Here is an 18249-nt window from a genome sequence, read left to right as displayed (position 1 = left end):
CTCGGGTCGGGCAGCCGACGCCGGGGCGGACAGAGCCGTAGCCGGGACCTCCACGGCGTTTTCCTCCTCCGGGTCAGGCGACCGTGGCCCCTCGCTCCGCCGTCTCCCGTGCCGGCGTCCCATCCCTGTCGCGCCAGGGCAGCAGCAGCGGGGTCGCGAGCAGCAGGATCCCGGCTGCCGCGATGGCGGTGCGCGGGCCCACGGCGGCGGCGAGCAGCCCCCAGGCCGCGGTGAGCGCCGCGATGACGGCCCGGCCGCTGACGGTCCACGCGGACAGGGTGCGGGCCGTGCGTTCCTGCGGGGTCCGCTCCAGCCGCCGGGTCGCGAACAGCGGGTTGTACACCCCCGTGCAGGCGATGAGCCCGAACTCGATCACCATGACGAGCACCAGACCCGCCGCGCCGGGCCCGACGCACGCGAGCCCGATCGGCCACAGCGTCCGCAGCGACCCGCTCGCCAGCAGGACCCGCCGCGCCCCGAACCGGGCCGCCAGGGGGCGCGCGATCCGCGAGCCGAGCAGACCGCCCGCGCAGGGGAGCGCGAAGGCGAGCCCGTACTGCCAGGGGGCGAAACCGAGCCGGTCCAGGAGGAGGACGGCGAGCAGCGGCTCCGGGGCGAGGATCAGCCCGTTCACGAGGATCGTGTGGAAGAACAGCGGCCGCAGCACCGGATCGCCCAGGATGAACCGCCACCCCTCCGTCAGCCCGCCCTCCCGCGACCGCCGAGGCGGGCCGGCCGCAGGCGCGGGCGCGGGCGCGGCGCCGGACTGGTGCGGGGGAGGGGGCGAGGGGTCCGGTACGGCCCTGGCCGGGTCCGTGGTCCAATCTCCGCGCCTCCGGTCGGTCGGGGCCCGTCGTGCTGCACGGAGTGAGCGCTCCCCCACGGGAGAGGGCGTTGCCTTCCGGTCCGGGAGCGGCTCGTGGCCGCCGATCGCGCGGATGCCCAGCGCCGAGAGCAGGTAGCTCAGCGCGTCCGCCGCCACGGTCACCACCGGGCCGAGGGCACCCACGAGCGCACCGCCGAGCGGCGGGCCCAGGAGGATCGACGTCCAGGTGGTGCCCTCGAAGCGGCTGTTCGCGGTCAGCAGGTCGTCCGGCCCGACCAGCCGTTTGAGGTACGCGCCGGAGGCGGCGCCGAACGTGATGCCCGCCGCGGCCACGACCGCCGACACCACCAGGAGCTGGGCGAAGCCGAGCAGCCCGAGCGCGTACGCGGCGGGGACGCTCGCCAGCGCCCCGAACCGCAACAGGTCCATCGCGATCATCACCGGCCGCTTGCGCCGGAACTCCACCCACGGTCCCAGCGGTACCGCCAGCGCCGCGCCGACAGCGGCGCCGACCGAGGCCAGCGCCGCCACCCGGGTCGGCCCCGCGTGCAGCTCGCGGATCGCGAGGAGCGGCAACGCGTTGAAGGCGAGCGACGACCCGAACGCGCTCACCCCGTACGCCGCCCACAGCAACCCGAACCGTCGTCCCAGAGCCACCCGCTCGTACCCTTCCCACCGATCGTTGACCCGCGGAATCAAAGCGGCCGGAGGAGCTGCAGGTCAAACAACCCGGGTGCCGTCCCCCCACAACCTGTGGTTGTGTCCCTAGAGTGGCCCGTATGGATCTCGACGCCGTGCGCACCGTCGTCGCCACCGCCGACGCGGGAAGTTTCCACCTGGCCGCCGTCGACCTGTCGATCACCCAGCAGGCCGTCTCCAAGCGCATCGCGTCCCTGGAGAAGGACCTCGGCGTGCGCCTTTTCACCCGCACCCCGCGCGGGGCCCGGCTCACCCTCGACGGGCAGGCGTTCCTGCCGCACGCCCGTGCGCTCCTGGCCGCGGCGGACCGCGCCGTCGCCTCCGTCCGCCCCGGCCGGCGCGCCCTGCGCGTCGACGTGATCGGCTCACGGCTCGCCCCGTCCGCGCTCCTGCGTGACTTCCACCGGGCGCACCCGGACACCGAGCTCGACGTCGTGCACCTCTTCGATGTCGCGGAGGCACATGCCGCCCTCCTGGCCGGCACGATCGACGCCTCCTTCCGCGCCGCCCCGGCTCCCGGCCACCCCCTGCCCGAGGGCATCCTCGCGGAGCGCGTTCACGACGAGCCGCACGACCTCCTGACCGGCCCCGCACACGCCCTGGCGGGCGCCGCCTCGCTGACCCCGGAGCGGCTCGTGGGGCACCGGATCTGGATCCCGGGAATCGTGCCGGGCACCGAGTGGGCCGCGTACTACGAGGACCTGGCCGCCGCGTTCGGTCTGACCATCGAGTCCACGGGTCCCAATTTCGGCGTCGACGCGCTCCTGGACGTCATCGCCGACACGCCGTCCCTCGCGACCCTCGTCGGCGCGCAGACCCGTCTGGTCTGGCCCACCGGCCACGACCTGCGCCGCATCCCGGTCGCCGGCCCGGTGCCCATGTACCCGCACGCCCTCCTGTGGCGCCGGGACAACCCCCACCCCGCGCTCGCGGCCCTCCGCACCCACCTGGCCGCCGGGGCCGCAAATCGCCCTGCGGCTGCCGTCTGGGCGCCCGAGTGGGCTCGGGGATGGGCGTGAGGACGGGTACGGGAGGCCGCGCAGGGTTCTCGATCTGAAAAGATCTCCTTCGGCACCGGAGGCGACAAGAGCGGCGGCATCCCCAGCAAGACCGTCCTCCCGGCCCGGCCACGCGGCGCGGATCAGCTCGAACATGGCCGCGCGGTGGCGGAGCTCCGCGACAGGGCGGTGGTCATCGTCCCGACGGCGGCGGGGCAGGGCGTCGCGGCGTCCGGGCCGGCGGGGGTGTCCGAGGCGTCGAGTCAGCGGTGCACGGCCGCTCGCCGGTCCATCGTCGCCAACGCCGTGTTGACGACCGCCACGAGGCCGAACGCGACGGCCCCGGCATGCACGCCCACGGCGTGGAGGGCCGCCACGGCGGCGCCGAAGACCAGCGCCTTCACGGCGAGGACGCCCGCGAGCGGAACGCGTATCCGTGCCTTCGGAGCGGCGAAGAGGCCCCAGAGGGCGGCGGCCGCCGCGGGGGCCACGACGGCCAGAATGAGACGGAGCGCGATGTTCTCGACGCTCTGCCAGCCCCACCAGGCGAGTGCCGCGAGTGCCGCCAGTTCCAGGAGGAACGCGAGCCCCTCGTTGACCACGTGAAGGGGAGCGGGAAGTCTCATGGGGGCATTCTGTGTCATGGGGGTCACGCCCTGAAGTGCCCTGCGACGGCGCTCCACCGGCCCGCGCCGCCGTCGCCCCCGAGGCACGCCCGCCATCCGGCTTCGCCCGCCCGCCCGCTCGCCCTCCGGCCCACACCCCCACCCGCCATCCCCGCCCCGCTTTCCTCCGGCCCGCCCCCGACGGCCTGACCAGGCCATACCGCCGCGGAATGTCGTAACTGCACTCCTTCGTCCCCGACGTGGCGTGCCGTCAGATCAACAATGGGTAACGGAAAGGGATATGGCGGGCAGAATCCTTTCCTCCGGTCCTGGCCGCCTGGGATCTTGCGTCCACCCCACACAACACAGGGCCCGGCCGGTGCCACCAGCACCTCCGGGCCATCGGAGGACGCATTGTTTTCCCACATATCGAGTCGGCTGAGACTCCCGGTCGTGGCTGCCGCCGTCGTCGGCGCCACCGTCGCCATCGCCGCTCCCGCCCAGGCCACGGTCGAGCCCCAGGCGCGCGACCTGTCGCGGGCCAAGGCCCCGGTCCAGGCGGCCCCCGCCGCCCCGTCGGCCCGCACCGCGCCCGCCCTCGCCGGCGCCTGGGCCGCCGGTACGCGTGCGTACCTGGTGATCACGATGCCCGGTGACACCACCGCCGTCCGTAACGCCGTCGCCTCGAACGGCGGCACGGTCTTCGCCTCCTACGACGCCATCGGCGTCGTCGTCGCGCACTCGACCTCCGCCTCCTTCGCCGCCACCATGCGCGGTGTCGCCGGCGTCCAGCAGGTCGGCGCGACCCGCACCTCCGACGTCCCCGCCGACGCGTACAACCCGGCGCTGCCGGCGAACCCGTCGCAGTCGACCACGACGCTGACCGAGTCCAACCGCTGGGACATGACCCAGATCAAGGCCGACCAGGCCTGGGCCGTCACCACCGGCTCGGCCGCGGTCAAGGTCGGCGTCCTGGACACCGGCGTCGACGACCAGCACCAGGACATCGCCCCGAACTTCAACGCCGCCGACTCCGTCTCCTGCGCCTACGGCAAGGCCGACACCCGCGCCGGCGCCTGGCGCGACGTCGGCAGCCACGGCACGCACGTCGCCGGCACGATCGCCGCCGCCAAGAACGGCAAGGGCGTCATCGGCGTCGCCCCAGGAGTGAAGATCTCCTCCGTGCGCATCGCCGAGCCCACCAGCAGCCTGTTCTTCGCGGAGAACACCGTCTGCGGCTTCATGTGGGCGGGTGACCACGGCTTCAAGGTCACCAACAACAGCTACTACACCGACCCGTGGCAGTTCAACTGCCCGGACAACATCGACCAGGCCGCCATCATCGAGGGCGTCCGCCGCGCCCAGGCGTACGCCGAGTCGAAGGGCTCCCTGCAGGTCGCCGCCGCCGGGAACTCGAACTACGACCTGGCGAACAAGACGACCGACTCCGAGAGCCCCAACGACTCGACGCCCACCACCCGTACCATCACCAACGCCTGCATCGACATCCCGACCGAGCTGCCGGGCGTCGTGACGGTCTCGGCGCAGGCCAGCGGTGGCGCGAAGGCCTCGTACTCCAACTTCGGCAACGGCGTCATCGACGTCACCGCGCCCGGCGGCGACGGTGCCACCGGCGTCTACTCCACGCTCCCGGGCGGCAAGTACGGCTCGATGAGCGGTACGTCGATGGCCTCGCCGCACGTCACCGGCGTCGCCGCGCTCATCGCGAGCGCCAACCCGGCCTACACCCCGGCCGACATCCGGGCGGCGCTCGGTACCCAGGCGACGGACAAGGCCTGCCCGTCCGACAGCCGTTGCACGGGCACCGCGACGAAGAACGGCTTCTTCGGCGAGGGGCAGGTCGACGCCCTGAAGGCCGTCAGCGGCACGACCCCGCCGCCCACCGGACGGTACTTCGAGAACCTCACCGACGTCGCCGTCGTCGACAACGCCACCGTCGAGAGCCCCATCGCGGTCTCCGGCGTCACGGGCAACGCCCCGGCCACCCTCAAGGTCGGCGTCGACATCAAGCACACCTACCGCGGCGACCTGGTGCTCTCCCTCGTCGCTCCGGACGGCACCGTGTACCCGCTGGAGGACTTCGCGAACAGCGACAGCGCCGACGACGTCGTCAAGACGTACACGGTCAACGCCTCCTCCGAGGTCGCCAACGGCACGTGGAAGCTCCGCGTCCAGGACGTCGCGTCCCAGGACACGGGCCGGATCGACGCCTGGAACCTCACCTTCTAGGCGGCCGGCCACGCCGACAGGCCCCGTATGCACCGAGCCCCCGGGGGCTCGGCGCATACGGGGCCTTCTCCTCCTCGCGACGGCGGGGGTCAGCGGCGCAGCGCGCGGAGCAGGGTGATCGCGCCGAAGGCCGGGACGGCGACGGAGACGCCCAGGACGACGAGGAGCTCGACCGGGCCGAGGCGCGTCGCGGCCAGCAGCACGGCGGCGAAGAGCAGGAGCAGAGGGACGGCGGCGGCGGTGACCGTACCGATGACCTTGTGGCGGTTGTCCCAGTGCGGGGAGGTCCACAGCAGCGCGAGGCCCGCGATCAGGGCCACCCCGCCGGCGAACGCGTTGAACAGGACCAGCAGACCCGCCACGGCGAGCAGTCCCACGGTCAGGCGGGCGCGCGTCGGGCGCTCGGGCGCCGTCGGGGTCAGGGGCACGGGCGGCCGCCCGGCCTGAGGCTCCTCGGCGAGCGCGGAGGCGGCCACCGTGCGGGGTTCGCCGAGCTCGGCCAGGACCTCGCGGAGCCGCTGGTCGTCCCCGGCGCCACTGACCTCGATGTGCTCGCGCAGGTCGGCCAGGAGTTCGGCCCGGCGCTCCACCGGCAGTTCGGCCGTCTCGCGCGCCACGGCGTCGAGGTACTCGGCCACGAGCGGGTGGTCGATGGTGTTCATGCGTGTTCCCCCTGCGGATCGTTGAGAAAGTGGTCGACGGCGTCCCGGAACAGCGGCCACGCCCGGGTGAACTCGGCCAGTGCCGCCCGGCCGACGGCGGTGAGCGTGTAGTAGCGGCGCGGCGGCCCGCTCGGGGACTCGCGGAGCTCGGTGTCGACAAGCCCTTCCCGGCGCAGCCGGGACAGCAGGGGATAGATCGTCCCCTGACTGGTCGTCATCACGCTGACCGCCGACAGCTCGGCGAGCAGCTCCACGCCGTACCGCGGCCTGTCCCTGAGCAGCGCCAGAACGCAGTGCTCCAGAACGCCTTTGCGGAGCTGGCTGGGGACCCTGCCCCCTGCCTCGTTCATTGCTTCACCAGGAACCATGCAATGCAAGATAGCGGTGCGAGGTGGCGGCCAGCAAGTGGAGCCGGCCGACGCGTCCTCTGGCGCGACCCACGACCCGGGCCCCGCTCTCCTGCGCTGTGCGCCCTGTGCCCGGAGCGACGTCCGCGAGATCGGTCCACCTCGACGGTTGGCCGGCCGCATCGTGAAACTCCCTGGTCACACGGGCGTTCGGGCATCTAGGGTGCCCACTGCGACACACGCACGGAGGGAGGGGCGGGGATGGCGGAGACGGCCGAAGATGTCGCCGGGTCGGGCGCGAACGGAGCCGGCGAGGCTCCGGGACCGGCGCTGCGGACGACGGGGGCGGACGAGGTGGGGCAGCAGGACTGTCCCGCATGCGGCGAGCGGATACCCGGCGACCGCCGGTTCGTCGTGTGGTGCGCCGGGTGCGGCTGGAACGTCGACCCGGGAAGCGACGCGCACGAGGACACGGGCGGTCGAACAGACCGTCTGCGGCGGACCCTGGCGCACCGGTACGGCGAGCAGCTCTTCGCCGACCTCGGGCGCGAGTCCGCTCCGGTCCCGGCCCCGGCCGAGCCCATGAACCCGCGCCCGACCTCCGCTCCGACCTCCGCTCCGGCCGCCGGCGCCGGTACGTCAGGAGCCGCCGGCCTGCTCGCGGCCGTCCTCGCCGTGCTCGTGCACGGGAGCACCGTCGTCCTCGCGGTGCTGGGCCTCTGGCTGCTCATCGGACGCTGGGGCGAGGGCTTCCAGCCCGCGGTGGGCGCCCTGTGCCTGGCCCTCGCCGTCACGCTGCGTCCCCGGTTCGGCAGCCTCGCCACGGGCCGGGACGACGCTCCCGTGCTCGAACGGACCGACGCTCCGCAGCTGTTCGCGCTCCTCGACGAGGTCGCCGGAGCGGTCGGAACCCGGGGCGTCGACGTCGTGCTCGTCGACGCGGACGCGAACGCCTCCGTGTGGACCTACGGCCTCCGGCAGCGCCGTGCGCTCACCCTCGGCCTCGGTCTGTGGTCCGTCCTGGACCGTCAGGAGCGGGTCGCCCTGCTGGGCCACGAGTTCGGCCATTACGCCCACGGCGACACCCGCCACGGCGTCCTCGTCGGCAGCGCGCTGCGGTCCCTCGACACCTGGCGGTACATGCTCGCCCCGAACTCCGGGGAGACGATCATGGACCAGTTCGCCAACCTGCTCACGGCCCTCCCGCGACTCGCCGTCCACGGCATGACCCTGCTGCTCGACCAGGCGACCCTGCGCGCCTCTCAGCGAGCCGAGTACCTCGCGGACACCTCCGCCGCCCGCGCGGCCGGGGTGGACGCCGCGGCCGGCCTGATGGACCGGCTCCTCGTCGCCGGCAGCGCCGAGGCCGTGCTCCAGCGCGAGAGCGTCGCCGCCCGCACCCGGATCGGCCGGACCGCCCGCCGCGAGGACCCGGCCGAGGGACTCTGGGAACGCCTCGCGGTCCAGGTCGCCGCCGTACCGGAGCGGGAGTACGAGCGCCTCCGCCGGGTCGCCGAACTGCGGGGCCACAGTGTCGACGCCACCCACCCGCCCACCCATCTGCGACGCCGCCACGTGACCCGGGGCGAACGCGTCCCGCCCGGCGTCGTCCTGGACGCGGCGCGCGCCGCTGCCGTGGACGCCGAGTTGGAGGACGCGGCCAGGAAGGTGGCCCGTGGGGTGATACGCGACGGGCACATCGCCTGAGGCCGGACCCGCACGGCCCGCCGCGCCCCGACATCGCCGCGGTGCGCCGGGGACTCTGCCCTTACGGACCCCGGCCCATCGCCGACGCTGGGGCCGCGCTCACACCGCCGGCGGCCGTACCTGCGCCAGGCAGGGGGCCGGTGACGCCGCACGGGGCACCGTCACCGACGGGAGCGGGCGGCCCGTCAGCGCGCCCGGCCGTCGGCCTGCGGGTAGCCGCACACGTCGACGTCGCCGATGACCACCGGTACGGCGGACGGTTCCGTCGGCCGGCGCACCGGCGCAGGACCAGCGCCGCGAGACCGGGCCGGTCGTGGGCGGCGCGGTCCTCACGGTCGGCGACGTCGCCGCACGCGAGCAGCCCAGGACCTTCGTACGCGGCGGTGAACGCTCCACCGCCCTGGCTGACCCGCATCTCCCGCACGTCCGCGGGCGTGGCGACCGCCCTCTGCGCGGCCCGCTCGGTCATGCCGGAACTCAGCGCGCCCGCAACCTGCGGCAGGCCGAGCCCCGCCCCGGGCGGCGTCTCGGACACGCCCCCGATGGTCCACGGCTACTCCCGGAGCGAGATGGCCTGTACGGGGCAGGCGCGGACGGCCTCCCGGACCAGGGGACTGCCGGCGCCGTCCTCGTGGCCCGGGACCAGGGTGCTGAATCCGTCGTCGTCCTGGGTGAAGACGGCGGGGGAGACCAGGGCGCACTGTCCGGCGCCGATACAGACGCCGGTGTCGATGGAGATGTGCATCGGCCGTTTCCTTTCGTGGGAGGTCACCTCGGAAGGTCTCGGCGGAGGCGCCGAGGCGTCGACGACACGTGACTCACCACGCGACGGGCAGTTCGAGCATCCCCTGGATCGTGTCGCCCGGTTTGAAGGGGATCTCCTCGGCGGGCGCGGCGAGCCGCAGCCCGGGCAGCCTGCGCAGCAGGGTCCCGAGCGCGATCTCCAGCTCCGCGCGGGCCAGGTTCTGCCCCAGGCACTGGTGGATGCCGAAGCCGAACGCCACGTGGTGCCGCGCCGATCGCGCCCAGTCCAGGGAGTCCGGCTCGGGGTAGACGGCGCCGTCGCGGTTGATGACGGACGTGGAGAACACCACGCCCTCGCCCGCGCGGATCACCGTGTCGCCCACCGCCACGTCCTCGCGGGCCACCCGCAGCATGCCGTCGGCGATCGACAGGAACCGCAGCAGCTCCTCCACGGCCGCGGGCACCAGCGCGGGATCGGCCCGCAGCTCCGCCAGACGCTCGGGGTGGCGCAGCAGGGTGTAGGTGCCGAGGGAGATCATGTTGGCCGTGGTCTCGTGCCCGGCGATCAGCAGGATGGACGCCAGCTGCACCAACTCCTCGCGATCGGGCCCGCCTTCCTGGAGTCCGCGGGCGACGAGGTCGTCGAGGACGCCCTCCCCGGGCTTCCGCCGCTTGAGGTCGATGAGATCGCCGAGGTAGCCCTCCAACCGGGCCAGGGCGTCCTCGGTGTCCTCGGCCGTGGGGCCGCGCAGCAGCCGCCGGGACTGCTCCTCGAAGAAGTCGTGGTCCTCGTACGGCACGCCGAGGAGGTCGCAGATCACGATCGAGGGCACCGGCAGCGCGAACGCGCGCACCAGCTCGGCCGGCGGCCCCGCCGCCTCGACCGCGTCGAGGAGCCGGTCCACGGTCGCCTGGATGCGCGGCCGCAGGCCCTCGGTGCGCTTGAGCGAGAAGCTCGGGATCAGCATGCGGCGCTGCACGTTGTGCTCCGGGTCGTCCCACCCGAGCAGCGCGGCACGACGGCGCCGCCGTACGGCGGCGGCGCGCTCGGTCGGGAGCGGGAAGTCCGCACGCGTGGAGTCGGTGGACAGCCGCTGGTCCGAGAGCAGCGCGCGGGCGGCCTGATGGCCGGTCACGAACCACACCTCCCGCCCGTCCCACAGGGTCACCCGCGCCAGCGGGCGGTCCTCGCGCAGGGGGTCGTAGGCGGTCGGCGGGTGGTAGGGACAGGATCGGCTCTGGGGAAACGCCACGGTTTCGGTCATGCGGACCTCGCAGACGGCGGATCGTCGGTTCCGGTGGTCTGGCGTGCACGCCATCTCCACTACATGCCTCAGGCATCTATCTGGTCTATGCGTAGTTCGGCCAAACCGCCGGAACGGGTGGGTCCATTCGGCCTGATCACGCTCAACCGGCGCCCGCCTCTGCGCGTGCGCCCGTCATCACCTTCGTACGCGCCCTGGGACGACGCGTGTTCGCCGACGCGCGCCCGTCCGCGCGCTTCGGCCCGCGCCTCGCTCCGGCTCCGCTGTCATCCCCGCGCCGCTGTCGTCTCCTCGGCCGGCGGCTTCGCCGTGGACCGCGGCGGGGGCACCGACGGCCGCGGGGTCCTGGTCGGCGGGCCGGCGTCGAAGTGGGTCTGTTCGAGGTGGTCGATGAGCCGCTGGAGGGCGGTACGGGGCTGGGGCGCCTCCTCCGGGTGCGCGGCGAGCCGGGTGAGGGCGTGGTGGGCCCGGACCCAGGCGCGGCCGGCGCGGCCCGCGCGGTGGTCGGCGAAGGCGCAGGCGTAGTGGGCGAGGGCGGCCGCCCACGGATCGTCGCGATTGCCCTCCTGGGCCAGGGCGTGGTGCGCGGTCCGCACGGCCGTGTCGGGGGCGGTGTGAGACTGGACGACCGCCAGCGCGGCGAGACTGACACCCGGCGGCGGGCCGCCGGAAGCCGCCCCCGGGATGCAGTCGGCCGCCTGCCGGTAGTACGCGGCGGCCGCGTCCAGGTCGCGCCGCTGCCACGCCAGGGTGCCGTGCACATGCGCGATGCGGCCCACGAGCGCGTCGTCCCCCGCCATGACCGCCGCGGGCCAGGCGAGTTCCAGCTGGTGGCGGGCGGTGGCCGGGTCGTGCGCGGCGGTCAGCCAGGCCGCCAGCCAGCGGCTGCGCGGCACGAGTGGGCTGTCGGCGGGGAGGAGCGGCAGCAGACGCAGCAGCAGGGCGCTGCCCTCCGCGCCGCGCTCGTACGCCGCCCACCAGAACCACAGGTGGAGCACGGTCTCCAGCGCGGCCTCCGCGGCGTCGCCGCCCTCGGCGGACCCCGTCGCCCGGGCGCAGGCGGATGCCGGGAGCGGTCGGGGAGCCGTCGCGCGGTGCACCAGGGCCATGAGGTCGTCGTGTTCGTCCATGACGACCCGGGCCGCCTGGCGCTGGAGCCCCATGTGCCACAGCGTCTCGGCGACGGCCGCCACACCCCGGTAGTGGACCGCGTGGCGGGCCAGCGCGGACGGCATCTCCCCGGCCTGCTCGCAGCGTTCGGCGCCGAAGTCGCGCGCGGCCCGTGCCATGCGGTAGCGGGGCAGGCGCAGCCCACCCGGCTCGCCCAGCGCCTCCAGGACTCCCACCGCGCACAGCAGGGCCAGGCAGGACGGCACCTGATCCGGCTCGACCCCGGCTCCCGCGCAGACGAAGACCGCCGCGGCCTCGGTGAACGAGCCGGCGAAGGCACCGGCGCGCTGCCAGACCCGCCGTACCACCGGCGCGCACAGCGCGTGAACGGCGCCGAGAGCAGCACGCAGCGAACGGTGCCGCCGGAGTACGGGTCCCCGGCCCGCCAGCCAGCACTGGTCGACCTCCAGCCGGGCGGCGAGGTCCCGCACCGTCCGGTCGCCCAGCTGCCCCGCGGCCAACTCGATCGCCAGCGGCACCCCTTCGAGGAGCCTGCACACACGCGTGAGCTCGGGCAGGTCCGCCTCCGCGACCGGTGCCCCGCCGCCCGCCGCGGACAGGAGGAGCGCGACGGCCGCGGCCGGCCCCGTTCCGTCCGCCGGGGGCTCGACCGCCAGCGGTGCCAGCGGCAGCACCCGTTCGTCGCCGAGCCCGAGCGGCCGGCGCGCGGTCACCAGGACCCGCAGCCCGGGCACCGCCGGCAGGAGGCGTTGCACCAGGCCCACGCACTCGGTGTGCACGGGGTCGATGTCGTCCAGGACCAGCAGCAGCCCGTCGGTCCCGGCGACGGCGCACGCCGCCGCGGCGACGTCCGTGCCGTGCGTACCGGGCGGCGCACCCGCGGCGGCCGTGAGGGCGCGCGCGACCCGCGCGGACAGCGCACGCGGCCCCACGGGCACGGCGTCGTGCCACCGCACCCGCACGGTCGCCTGCCCCGCGCCTTCGGCGGGGGAGGTGGCGACGGCCACGGCGAGCCGGCTCTTGCCGACCCCGGCCGCTCCCGTCACGCACACCAGGCGGTGCGTGCCGAGGGCCGCCCGCAACTCCGCCAGCTCCCGCCCTCGGCCGACCAGGCCGCCCGCGGTGTCCACCGGCGGACCCTCCGAGGCCCGCGCCGACGGGTCGCCCGCGCCATGCGCCGGCGGACCGCCGGCAGTGTGCACCGGCGGGCCGTCCGTTCCCCGTACCGACGGGCCGGCCGTTCCTCTTACGGGCGGGTCGTCGGCGTCCCGTACCCGGGCGTCCGAAGCCGCCTCCGCGCCGTCGGCCCACGTCCCCGCAATCGAGTACTCCCACACGATGTAGCCCTTGCTTCCCGTCGCGGCTGCCGCACGCCTCAGTGGTCATGTCAGGTGACCGTAAAACCGCAGGCCCAGCGTGCAGAACCGTCACTGCACGCGGCGTCTTGGCAACCCCAACGCGCGGCCGGTGCACAGGGTGGCGCCCCTGCGCACCGGATCACCCGCCGCGGCGAACCGCCGAACGCCTGATCCAGAGGGCGCCGGCGCCGGCCGGACGCCCTACGAGTCGAGCCCACCCCGCGCGATGACCTCGGCATACCAGCGCGCGCTGTCCTTGAACGTACGGCGCTGGGTCGCGAAGTCGACGTGCACGATGCCGAAGCGCTTGCTGTAGCCGTACGCCCACTCGAAGTTGTCGAGCAGCGACCAGAGGAAATAGCCGCGGACGTCGGCGCCGTCCTCGATGGCCCGGTGCACGGCTGCCAGGTGCGAGCGCAGGTACGCGACCCGCTCCGGGTCACGGACCCGGCCCTCGGGGTCGGCGTAGTCGTCGTACGCCGCGCCGTTCTCGGTGATCATCAGCGGTACGCCGGGCAGCTCGTCGCGCAACCGGACGAGCAGCTCGTGCAGCCCGTCGGCGTCCACCGGCCAGTCCATCGCGGTCCGCGGTCCGGGCGCCGGCAGGAAGCGCACGTGCCGCTCGGCGCCCGCCCAGGGCGACGGCTCCGGAGCCCGGCCGTCGGCCGGGGAGGTGCCTGCCGCGACCACGGTGGGGGAGTAGTAGTTGATGCCCAGCGAGTCGATCGGCGCCGACGCCGTCTCCAGGTCCCCGTCCCGGACGAAGGACCAGTCCGTCACCGAGGCGGTGTCCCGGACCAGGTCCTCCGGCAGGACGCCGCGGAAGACCGGGTCGAGGAACACCCGGTTGCCGACCGCGTCGATCCGGCGCACCGCGTCCAGGTCCTCCGGCGCGTCCGTGTGGGCCCGTACCGCGTGGAGATTGAGGGTGAGGGACACCTCGGCGGAGTCTCCTGGCAGGGCCGCGCGGAGCGCGCCGGTGGCCAGGCCGTGCGCCAGGTTGAAGTGATGGGCGGCGCGCAGCGACGCGAGCGCGCTCGTACGGCCCGGTGCGTGGACACCGCTGCCGTACCCGAGGAAGGCGGCGCACCACGGCTCGTTGAGGGTCGTCCACGTCGTCACCCGGTCGCCCAGCGCCTCGGCCGTGACGGCCGCGTACTCGGCGAAGCGCAGGGCCGTCTCGCGCTGCGGCCAGCCGCCCGCGTCCTCCAGCTCCTGCGGGAGGTCCCAGTGGTAGAGGGTCGCCACCGGCCGGATCCCGGCCTCCCGCAGCTGGTCCGCGAGCCGCCGGTAGAAGTCGAGCCCCCGGCGCACCGCCGGCCCGCGGCCCGTCGGCTGCACCCGCGGCCAGGAGACGGAGAAGCGGTAGTCGGTCACGCCGAGCTCCCGCATGAGCGCGATGTCCTCGCTCACGCGGTGGTAGTGGTCGGCGGCGATGTCTCCGGTGTCGCCGTTGCGGACCTTGCCGGGCAGCCGGCTGAAGGTGTCCCAGATCGAGGGGGTCCGGCCGTGCTCGCGGGCGGCTCCCTCGATCTGGTAGGCGGCCGTGGCGGTGCCCCAGCGGAACCCGGCCGGGAAGCGGAGCGCGGTCGTGGTGTCGGGTGCGGGGAGTGGATCGAGCGCGGTCATGAGGAGGGAACTCCCTGGAGTCGAGACGTCGTCGAGGGACGTGCGGAGGGGGAGGACGGAGATCGGCCGTCGGCGGTCGGACGTGGATATCGGCCTCGGGAGCCAGGAGCCAGGAGCCAAGAGCCAGGCCCCAGGAGCCCGGAGTCAGGCCCCAGGAACCGGGCCAGGCCAAGGAGACCGGACACGGCAGCCGGCGAGCCGAGGCGTTGAACCGGGGCCCCGAGTCCGAGCCCGGAGATCGAGGCCGAGCCTGCCGCCCGGAGGCGCGAGCCCGCAGCTCGAAATCCGAGCCGTGGGGCCCGGATCCCGGACCCCGGAGCCGGAAGGTGCGAGCCCGGGTCCCCAGGGTCCGGAGCCCGTAGCCCCGGGCGCCGGCCCCGGGCACCGGCCCCGGGCACCGGCCCCCCGGGCCCCGGCCAGGGCCCCGATTCCGGCTCAGCCCTTCACCGCGCCCTGCATGATCCCGCCCACGATCTGGCGGCCCAGGAGGCCGAAGACGAGCAGGACCGGCAGGGTGCCGAGCAGGGTGCCGGCCATGATCACGGACTGGTCGTGGACGTATCCGCCGCCGAGCTGGCGCAGGGCGACCTGCACCGTCGGCTCGGAGGAGCTGAGGGCGACGATGGGCCAGAAGAAGTCGTTCCAGGCGGCCATGAAGGTCAGCAGACCCAGCACCGCCATCCCGGGCCGGGCGATCGGGACCACGATCGACCAGAAGATCCGGGCGGTGGACGCGCCGTCGACCCGGGCCGCCTCGATCAGCTCGTCCGGGAGCGACTGCACGAGGTACTGGCGCATGAAGAAGACGCCGAAGGCGGAGACCAGGCCGGGCAGGATCACCGCCTGGAGCTGGTTGGCCCACTGCAGTTCGGCGATGAGCATGAAGAGCGGGATCACGCCCAGCTGGGGCGGGATCATCATCGTGCCGACCGTGACCGCGAGCAGGGCGCCTCGCCCCCGGAACCGCAGCTTGGCGAAGGCGAAGCCGGCGAGCGTGCAGCACAGCACCGTGCCCACGGTGATGGAGCCGGAGACGATGAGCGAGTTGATCAGCGCCTTGCCGATGTCGGCCTCCTCCATCACCGCCTCGAAGTTGCGCATGAGGTGCCGGCCGGGCAGGAGCGCGGGCGGCACCTGCGCCAGTTCGGCGTTGGAGCGGCTGGCCGCGACGATCGTCCAGTAGAACGGGAACGCGGAGACGAGCACCGCGACGGTGAGGAACGCGTACGCGAGCTTCCCGCCCCGCATCGTGCGGCCCGCGCGGGACCGGTGGCGGCGCCCCGCAGGCGCGGTGGACCCCGTGTCCGCCGGGTGGTCCACCGGTGCGTCGGCGAGCGCGGTCATCGGCCGGCCTCCTTGGACGAACGACGTCGTACGAGCAGGGCGTTGGCGCCGACGACGATCAGGATGAGCAGGAACATGACCCAGGCGATCGCGGCCGCGCGCCCCAGGTGGAAGAAGCCCCAGCCCTGTTCGTACAGGTACAGGCCGAGTGTCTGGTACTGGTGCGCGATGCCGCCCGAGACCGAACCTTCGAAGAGCAGCGGCTCACCGAAGAGCTGGGTCGCGCCGATCGTGGACACGACGACCGTGAAGGTGATCGTCGGGCGCAGACCCGGCAGCGTCACGTGGAAGAACTGCCGCCACCGGGACGCCCCGTCCATCTCCGCCGCCTCGTACAGCTCGTGCGGGATGGACTGCATGCCCGCCAGGTAGATCAGCGCGTTGTAGCCCGTCCAGCGCCAGACGACGATGCTGGACACGGCGACCTGCGAGGCGACCGTGCCCGTCTGCCAGTCCACCGGGTCGATGCCGACCAGCCCGAGCGCGTAGTTGACCAGCCCGAAGTCGCGGCCGAAGAGCTGGGCGAAGACCAGGGTCGCCGCGGCGACGGAGGTCGCGTACGGCAGCAGCATCGCCGTGCGGAAGAAGGTGCGGCCGCGCAGCCGGTAGTTGAGCAGGTGCGCCAGGCCCAGGGCCATGAGCAGCTGCGGGACCGTGGAGAGCACCCCGATGGTGAACGTGTTGCGCAGGGAGGTCCAGAAGAACTCGTCGGTGAACAGTGCGGTGTAGTTGTCGAGGCCCCGCCACTCCATGTCGCCGGGGGTCTGCAGTTCGACCCGGTAGAGCGAGACGAACGCCGTGTAGACCAGCGGGAAGAGCCCGAACGCGGCGAAGAGCGTGAAGAAGGGGGCGATGTAGGCGTACGGCGATGCCTTCCGCCACGCGCGCCGGAGCGCGGGCGGTCGGGGCGGTGCGATCGGCTTCGCGGGCGAGACGAGGGTCACGGGCGGCCCTTGGGGTGAGTCGGTGCCGGGGCGGGGGAGGAGTCTCCGGGTCGACGAGGTGCCGGCCCGGAGGGGGGGCGGAGACGCGAAGGCGGCGCCGGGGCGCCGCCCCGCGGCATCAGCCCATCGTGTTGGCGACACCCTTCCGCGCGTTCTCCCACGCCTTCTCCGGCGCTGTTCCCTTGCGCTCGACCTCGCTCAGCGCATTGGTGATCTGCTGGGCGATGTTCTGGTCGTGGGAGCCGAGCACCTGCACCGGGGCGGCCTTCGCGGCGTCGCCGAAGATGCGCCCGATGGGGGCGTCGGAGAAGTACGGGTCCTTGGCGCCGGCGGCCTTGTCGATGGCGCCGGTGGCCGAGGGGAAGTTGCCGTTCTTCTCGAAGAGCCGGGCCTGCTGCTCGGGGGCGGTGAGCCACTCGATCAGCTCGTAGGCCTCCTTCTTGTGGCGGGCGGCCTTCGGGACCGCGAGATACGAGCCGCCCCAGTTGCCGGCGCCGCCGGGCAGCGTCGCGACGTCCCACTTGCCCTTGCCGGCGTCACCGGCCTGGCCCTTGATGTAGCCGAGCATCCACGCCGGGCAGGGGAGGGTGGCGAAGGAACCGGCGGCGAAGGCCTGGTTCCACTGCGGCGACCACTGGTCGAGCTTGGCGCTCAGTCCGTCCTGCGCCGCTCGGACCGAGGTGTCCCAGGCGGTCTTCAGGGCCGGGTTCGTCTCCCAGATCAGCTTGCCGGAGGCGTCGTAGTAACGCTCCTTCTCCTGACCGATCATGATCGAGTACAGGCTGCCGACGGTGTCGATCCAGGCGCTGTTCGCCGGGGCCTTCGCCTTGTACTGCTTGCCGAGCTCCAGATAGCCGTCCCAGGTCGTCCACTTCTTGGCGAGTTCCTCGCGGTCCGTGGGCAGCCCGGCCTGCCGGAAGAGGTCGGTGCGGTAGCACAGGGCCTCGGGGCCGACGTCGGTGCCGAGGGCGAGGACCTCACCGTCGCGTCCGGTGCCCGCCGCCCACTTGGCCTCGGCGAAGCGGCTCTTGAGCTTGTCTGCACCGTACGTCCGGAGGTCCTCGAACCGTTCCGCCTGCTCCTGCGTGACCGAGGCGATGCGGCCGACCTCCACGGCCTGGATGTCGGCGAGGCCGCCACCGCCGGCGAGCCGGGTCTGCAGCGACTTCCAGTAGTCCGCCTCGTCCTCGGTGTCGGTCTGCTTGATCTTCACGCCGGGGTGGAGCTTCTCGTACTCCGCGTAGAGCCCGGCCTCCTTGTAGCCGAAGGAGCCGAAGAGATCGACGGTGACGGTGACGTCGCCGCCCGCACTGTCGGACGAGGTCCCGTCCGACGAGCCTCCGCAGGCGGCGAGCAGGGCCCCGGCCAGCGCGACCGCCCCCAGACGGACGACGGCCCTCTTGGCGGCTCGGGCGATGGGCATGGAAGCCTCCCTTGGCTTCGGAGCGGAGAGAGAAGTACGTCGAGGAGAGACGCGGACCACAGCTTGAGAGCGCTCTCAACGATGCGACTGGAGCGTGCCCGCCAGGTGTCCTTCCCGTCAAGACTCGAAGGCGTAACGGCTTGGATTCGCGGCCGAGTCCGTGTGAGCTGCACCCAACTCGGCCCGTTGCGTGATCTCTTGACAGCGAAGTTTCAGGAGTTTTACGTTCCCCAGCATCTGAGAGCGCTCTCACGCTCCGGATCACGCGCAGACACACCCCAATCCGTCGTGATGACACGAGTGACACGAGGTGCCGT

General features: G+C 73.6%; 14 protein-coding genes. 3 read left to right on the top strand and 11 right to left on the bottom strand.

Annotation, left to right across the window (positions count from 1 at the left end):
- Positions 1–73: 73 nt before the first annotated feature.
- Entirely contained in the window at positions 74–1483 is a 1410-nt protein-coding gene (locus ACGF1Z_RS12630) for an MFS transporter (protein WP_393002938.1), read from the bottom strand.
- Positions 1484–1605: 122 nt separating this feature from the next.
- Between ACGF1Z_RS12630 and ACGF1Z_RS12625 the strand changes: the two genes are divergently transcribed.
- The gene (locus ACGF1Z_RS12625; protein ID WP_393002936.1) at positions 1606–2544 is read left to right on the top strand and encodes a LysR family transcriptional regulator; all 939 of its coding nucleotides are present in this window, start codon (positions 1606–1608) and stop codon (positions 2542–2544) included.
- A gap of 242 nt (positions 2545–2786) precedes the next feature.
- On the opposite strand, the gene ACGF1Z_RS12620 is transcribed toward ACGF1Z_RS12625, so the two are convergent.
- Positions 2787–3149, bottom strand: coding sequence for a YrdB family protein (locus ACGF1Z_RS12620; RefSeq protein WP_393002934.1), 363 nt, complete (start codon positions 3147–3149; stop codon positions 2787–2789).
- 432 nt (positions 3150–3581) lie between these two features.
- Between ACGF1Z_RS12620 and ACGF1Z_RS12615 the strand changes: the two genes are divergently transcribed.
- On the top strand, positions 3582–5378 hold the full coding sequence (locus ACGF1Z_RS12615) for a S8 family serine peptidase (RefSeq protein ID WP_393002932.1): 1797 nt from the start codon (positions 3582–3584) through the stop codon (positions 5376–5378).
- A gap of 89 nt (positions 5379–5467) precedes the next feature.
- Here the strand turns inward: ACGF1Z_RS12615 and ACGF1Z_RS12610 are convergent, their stop codons facing one another.
- Together ACGF1Z_RS12610 and ACGF1Z_RS12605 are read right to left on the bottom strand one after the other, a co-directional pair.
- Entirely contained in the window at positions 5468–6040 is a 573-nt protein-coding gene (locus tag ACGF1Z_RS12610) for an HAAS signaling domain-containing protein (protein WP_393002930.1), read from the bottom strand.
- Positions 6037–6408, bottom strand: coding sequence for a PadR family transcriptional regulator (locus tag ACGF1Z_RS12605; RefSeq protein ID WP_393002928.1), 372 nt, complete (start codon positions 6406–6408; stop codon positions 6037–6039). Before ACGF1Z_RS12605 ends, ACGF1Z_RS12610 begins: the two co-directional genes overlap by 4 nt.
- A gap of 240 nt (positions 6409–6648) precedes the next feature.
- Here ACGF1Z_RS12605 and ACGF1Z_RS12600 point away from each other — a divergent pair, with 240 nt between their 5' ends.
- Positions 6649–8094 carry a M48 family metalloprotease gene (locus ACGF1Z_RS12600; protein WP_393002926.1) on the top strand — a complete coding sequence of 482 codons (1446 nt, stop codon included), beginning with the start codon at positions 6649–6651 and terminating at the stop codon, positions 8092–8094.
- Positions 8095–8647: 553 nt separating this feature from the next.
- Here ACGF1Z_RS12600 and ACGF1Z_RS12595 read toward each other — a convergent pair.
- From ACGF1Z_RS12595 to ACGF1Z_RS12565, 7 genes are all read right to left on the bottom strand, one after another.
- The gene (locus tag ACGF1Z_RS12595) at positions 8648–8839 is read right to left on the bottom strand and encodes a ferredoxin (protein ID WP_393002924.1); all 192 of its coding nucleotides are present in this window, start codon (positions 8837–8839) and stop codon (positions 8648–8650) included.
- Between the two features lie 73 nt (positions 8840–8912).
- On the bottom strand, positions 8913–10103 hold the full coding sequence (locus ACGF1Z_RS12590; RefSeq protein ID WP_393002922.1) for a cytochrome P450: 1191 nt from the start codon (positions 10101–10103) through the stop codon (positions 8913–8915).
- A gap of 266 nt (positions 10104–10369) precedes the next feature.
- Positions 10370–12364: an ATP-binding protein gene (locus ACGF1Z_RS12585; protein ID WP_393002920.1), complete on the bottom strand. Its 1995-nt coding sequence runs from the start codon at positions 12362–12364 to the stop codon at positions 10370–10372.
- Positions 12365–12793: 429 nt separating this feature from the next.
- On the bottom strand, positions 12794–14221 hold the full coding sequence (locus ACGF1Z_RS12580) for a GH1 family beta-glucosidase (RefSeq protein ID WP_393002918.1): 1428 nt from the start codon (positions 14219–14221) through the stop codon (positions 12794–12796).
- 435 nt (positions 14222–14656) lie between these two features.
- Positions 14657–15565: a carbohydrate ABC transporter permease gene (locus ACGF1Z_RS12575; RefSeq protein ID WP_393002916.1), complete on the bottom strand. Its 909-nt coding sequence runs from the start codon at positions 15563–15565 to the stop codon at positions 14657–14659.
- Positions 15562–16509, bottom strand: coding sequence for a carbohydrate ABC transporter permease (locus tag ACGF1Z_RS12570; RefSeq protein WP_393002914.1), 948 nt, complete (start codon positions 16507–16509; stop codon positions 15562–15564). The genes ACGF1Z_RS12575 and ACGF1Z_RS12570 overlap by 4 nt, the downstream gene beginning before the upstream one ends.
- Positions 16510–16627: 118 nt before the next feature.
- The gene (locus ACGF1Z_RS12565; RefSeq protein WP_393002912.1) at positions 16628–17932 is read right to left on the bottom strand and encodes an extracellular solute-binding protein; all 1305 of its coding nucleotides are present in this window, start codon (positions 17930–17932) and stop codon (positions 16628–16630) included.
- Positions 17933–18249 lie beyond the last annotated feature (317 nt).

Source organism: Streptomyces sp. NPDC048018 (assembly GCF_043202995.1).
Classification (GTDB): Bacteria; Actinomycetota; Actinomycetes; order Streptomycetales; family Streptomycetaceae; genus Streptomyces.
The sequence above is the reverse complement of the archived record's forward strand: the minus strand, read 5'-3'. Positions and strand labels throughout refer to the sequence as shown.

Bases quoted from the DNA above. Each gene is read 5' to 3' on its own strand.
- ACGF1Z_RS12625 (WP_393002936.1), top strand. From the start codon at position 1,606: ATGGATCTCGACGCCGTGCGCACCGTCGTCGCCACCGCCGACGCGGGA.
- ACGF1Z_RS12620 (WP_393002934.1), bottom strand. From the start codon at position 3,149: ATGAGACTTCCCGCTCCCCTTCACGTGGTCAACGAGGGGCTCGCGTTC.
- ACGF1Z_RS12610 (WP_393002930.1), bottom strand. From the start codon at position 6,040: ATGAACACCATCGACCACCCGCTCGTGGCCGAGTACCTCGACGCCGTG.
- ACGF1Z_RS12605 (WP_393002928.1), bottom strand. From the start codon at position 6,408: ATGGTTCCTGGTGAAGCAATGAACGAGGCAGGGGGCAGGGTCCCCAGC.
- ACGF1Z_RS12600 (WP_393002926.1), top strand. From the start codon at position 6,649: ATGGCGGAGACGGCCGAAGATGTCGCCGGGTCGGGCGCGAACGGAGCC.
- ACGF1Z_RS12595 (WP_393002924.1), bottom strand. From the start codon at position 8,839: ATGCACATCTCCATCGACACCGGCGTCTGTATCGGCGCCGGACAGTGC.
- ACGF1Z_RS12590 (WP_393002922.1), bottom strand. From the start codon at position 10,103: ATGACCGAAACCGTGGCGTTTCCCCAGAGCCGATCCTGTCCCTACCAC.
- ACGF1Z_RS12580 (WP_393002918.1), bottom strand. From the start codon at position 14,221: ATGACCGCGCTCGATCCACTCCCCGCACCCGACACCACGACCGCGCTC.
- ACGF1Z_RS12575 (WP_393002916.1), bottom strand. From the start codon at position 15,565: ATGACCGCGCTCGCCGACGCACCGGTGGACCACCCGGCGGACACGGGG.
- ACGF1Z_RS12565 (WP_393002912.1), bottom strand. From the start codon at position 17,932: ATGCCCATCGCCCGAGCCGCCAAGAGGGCCGTCGTCCGTCTGGGGGCG.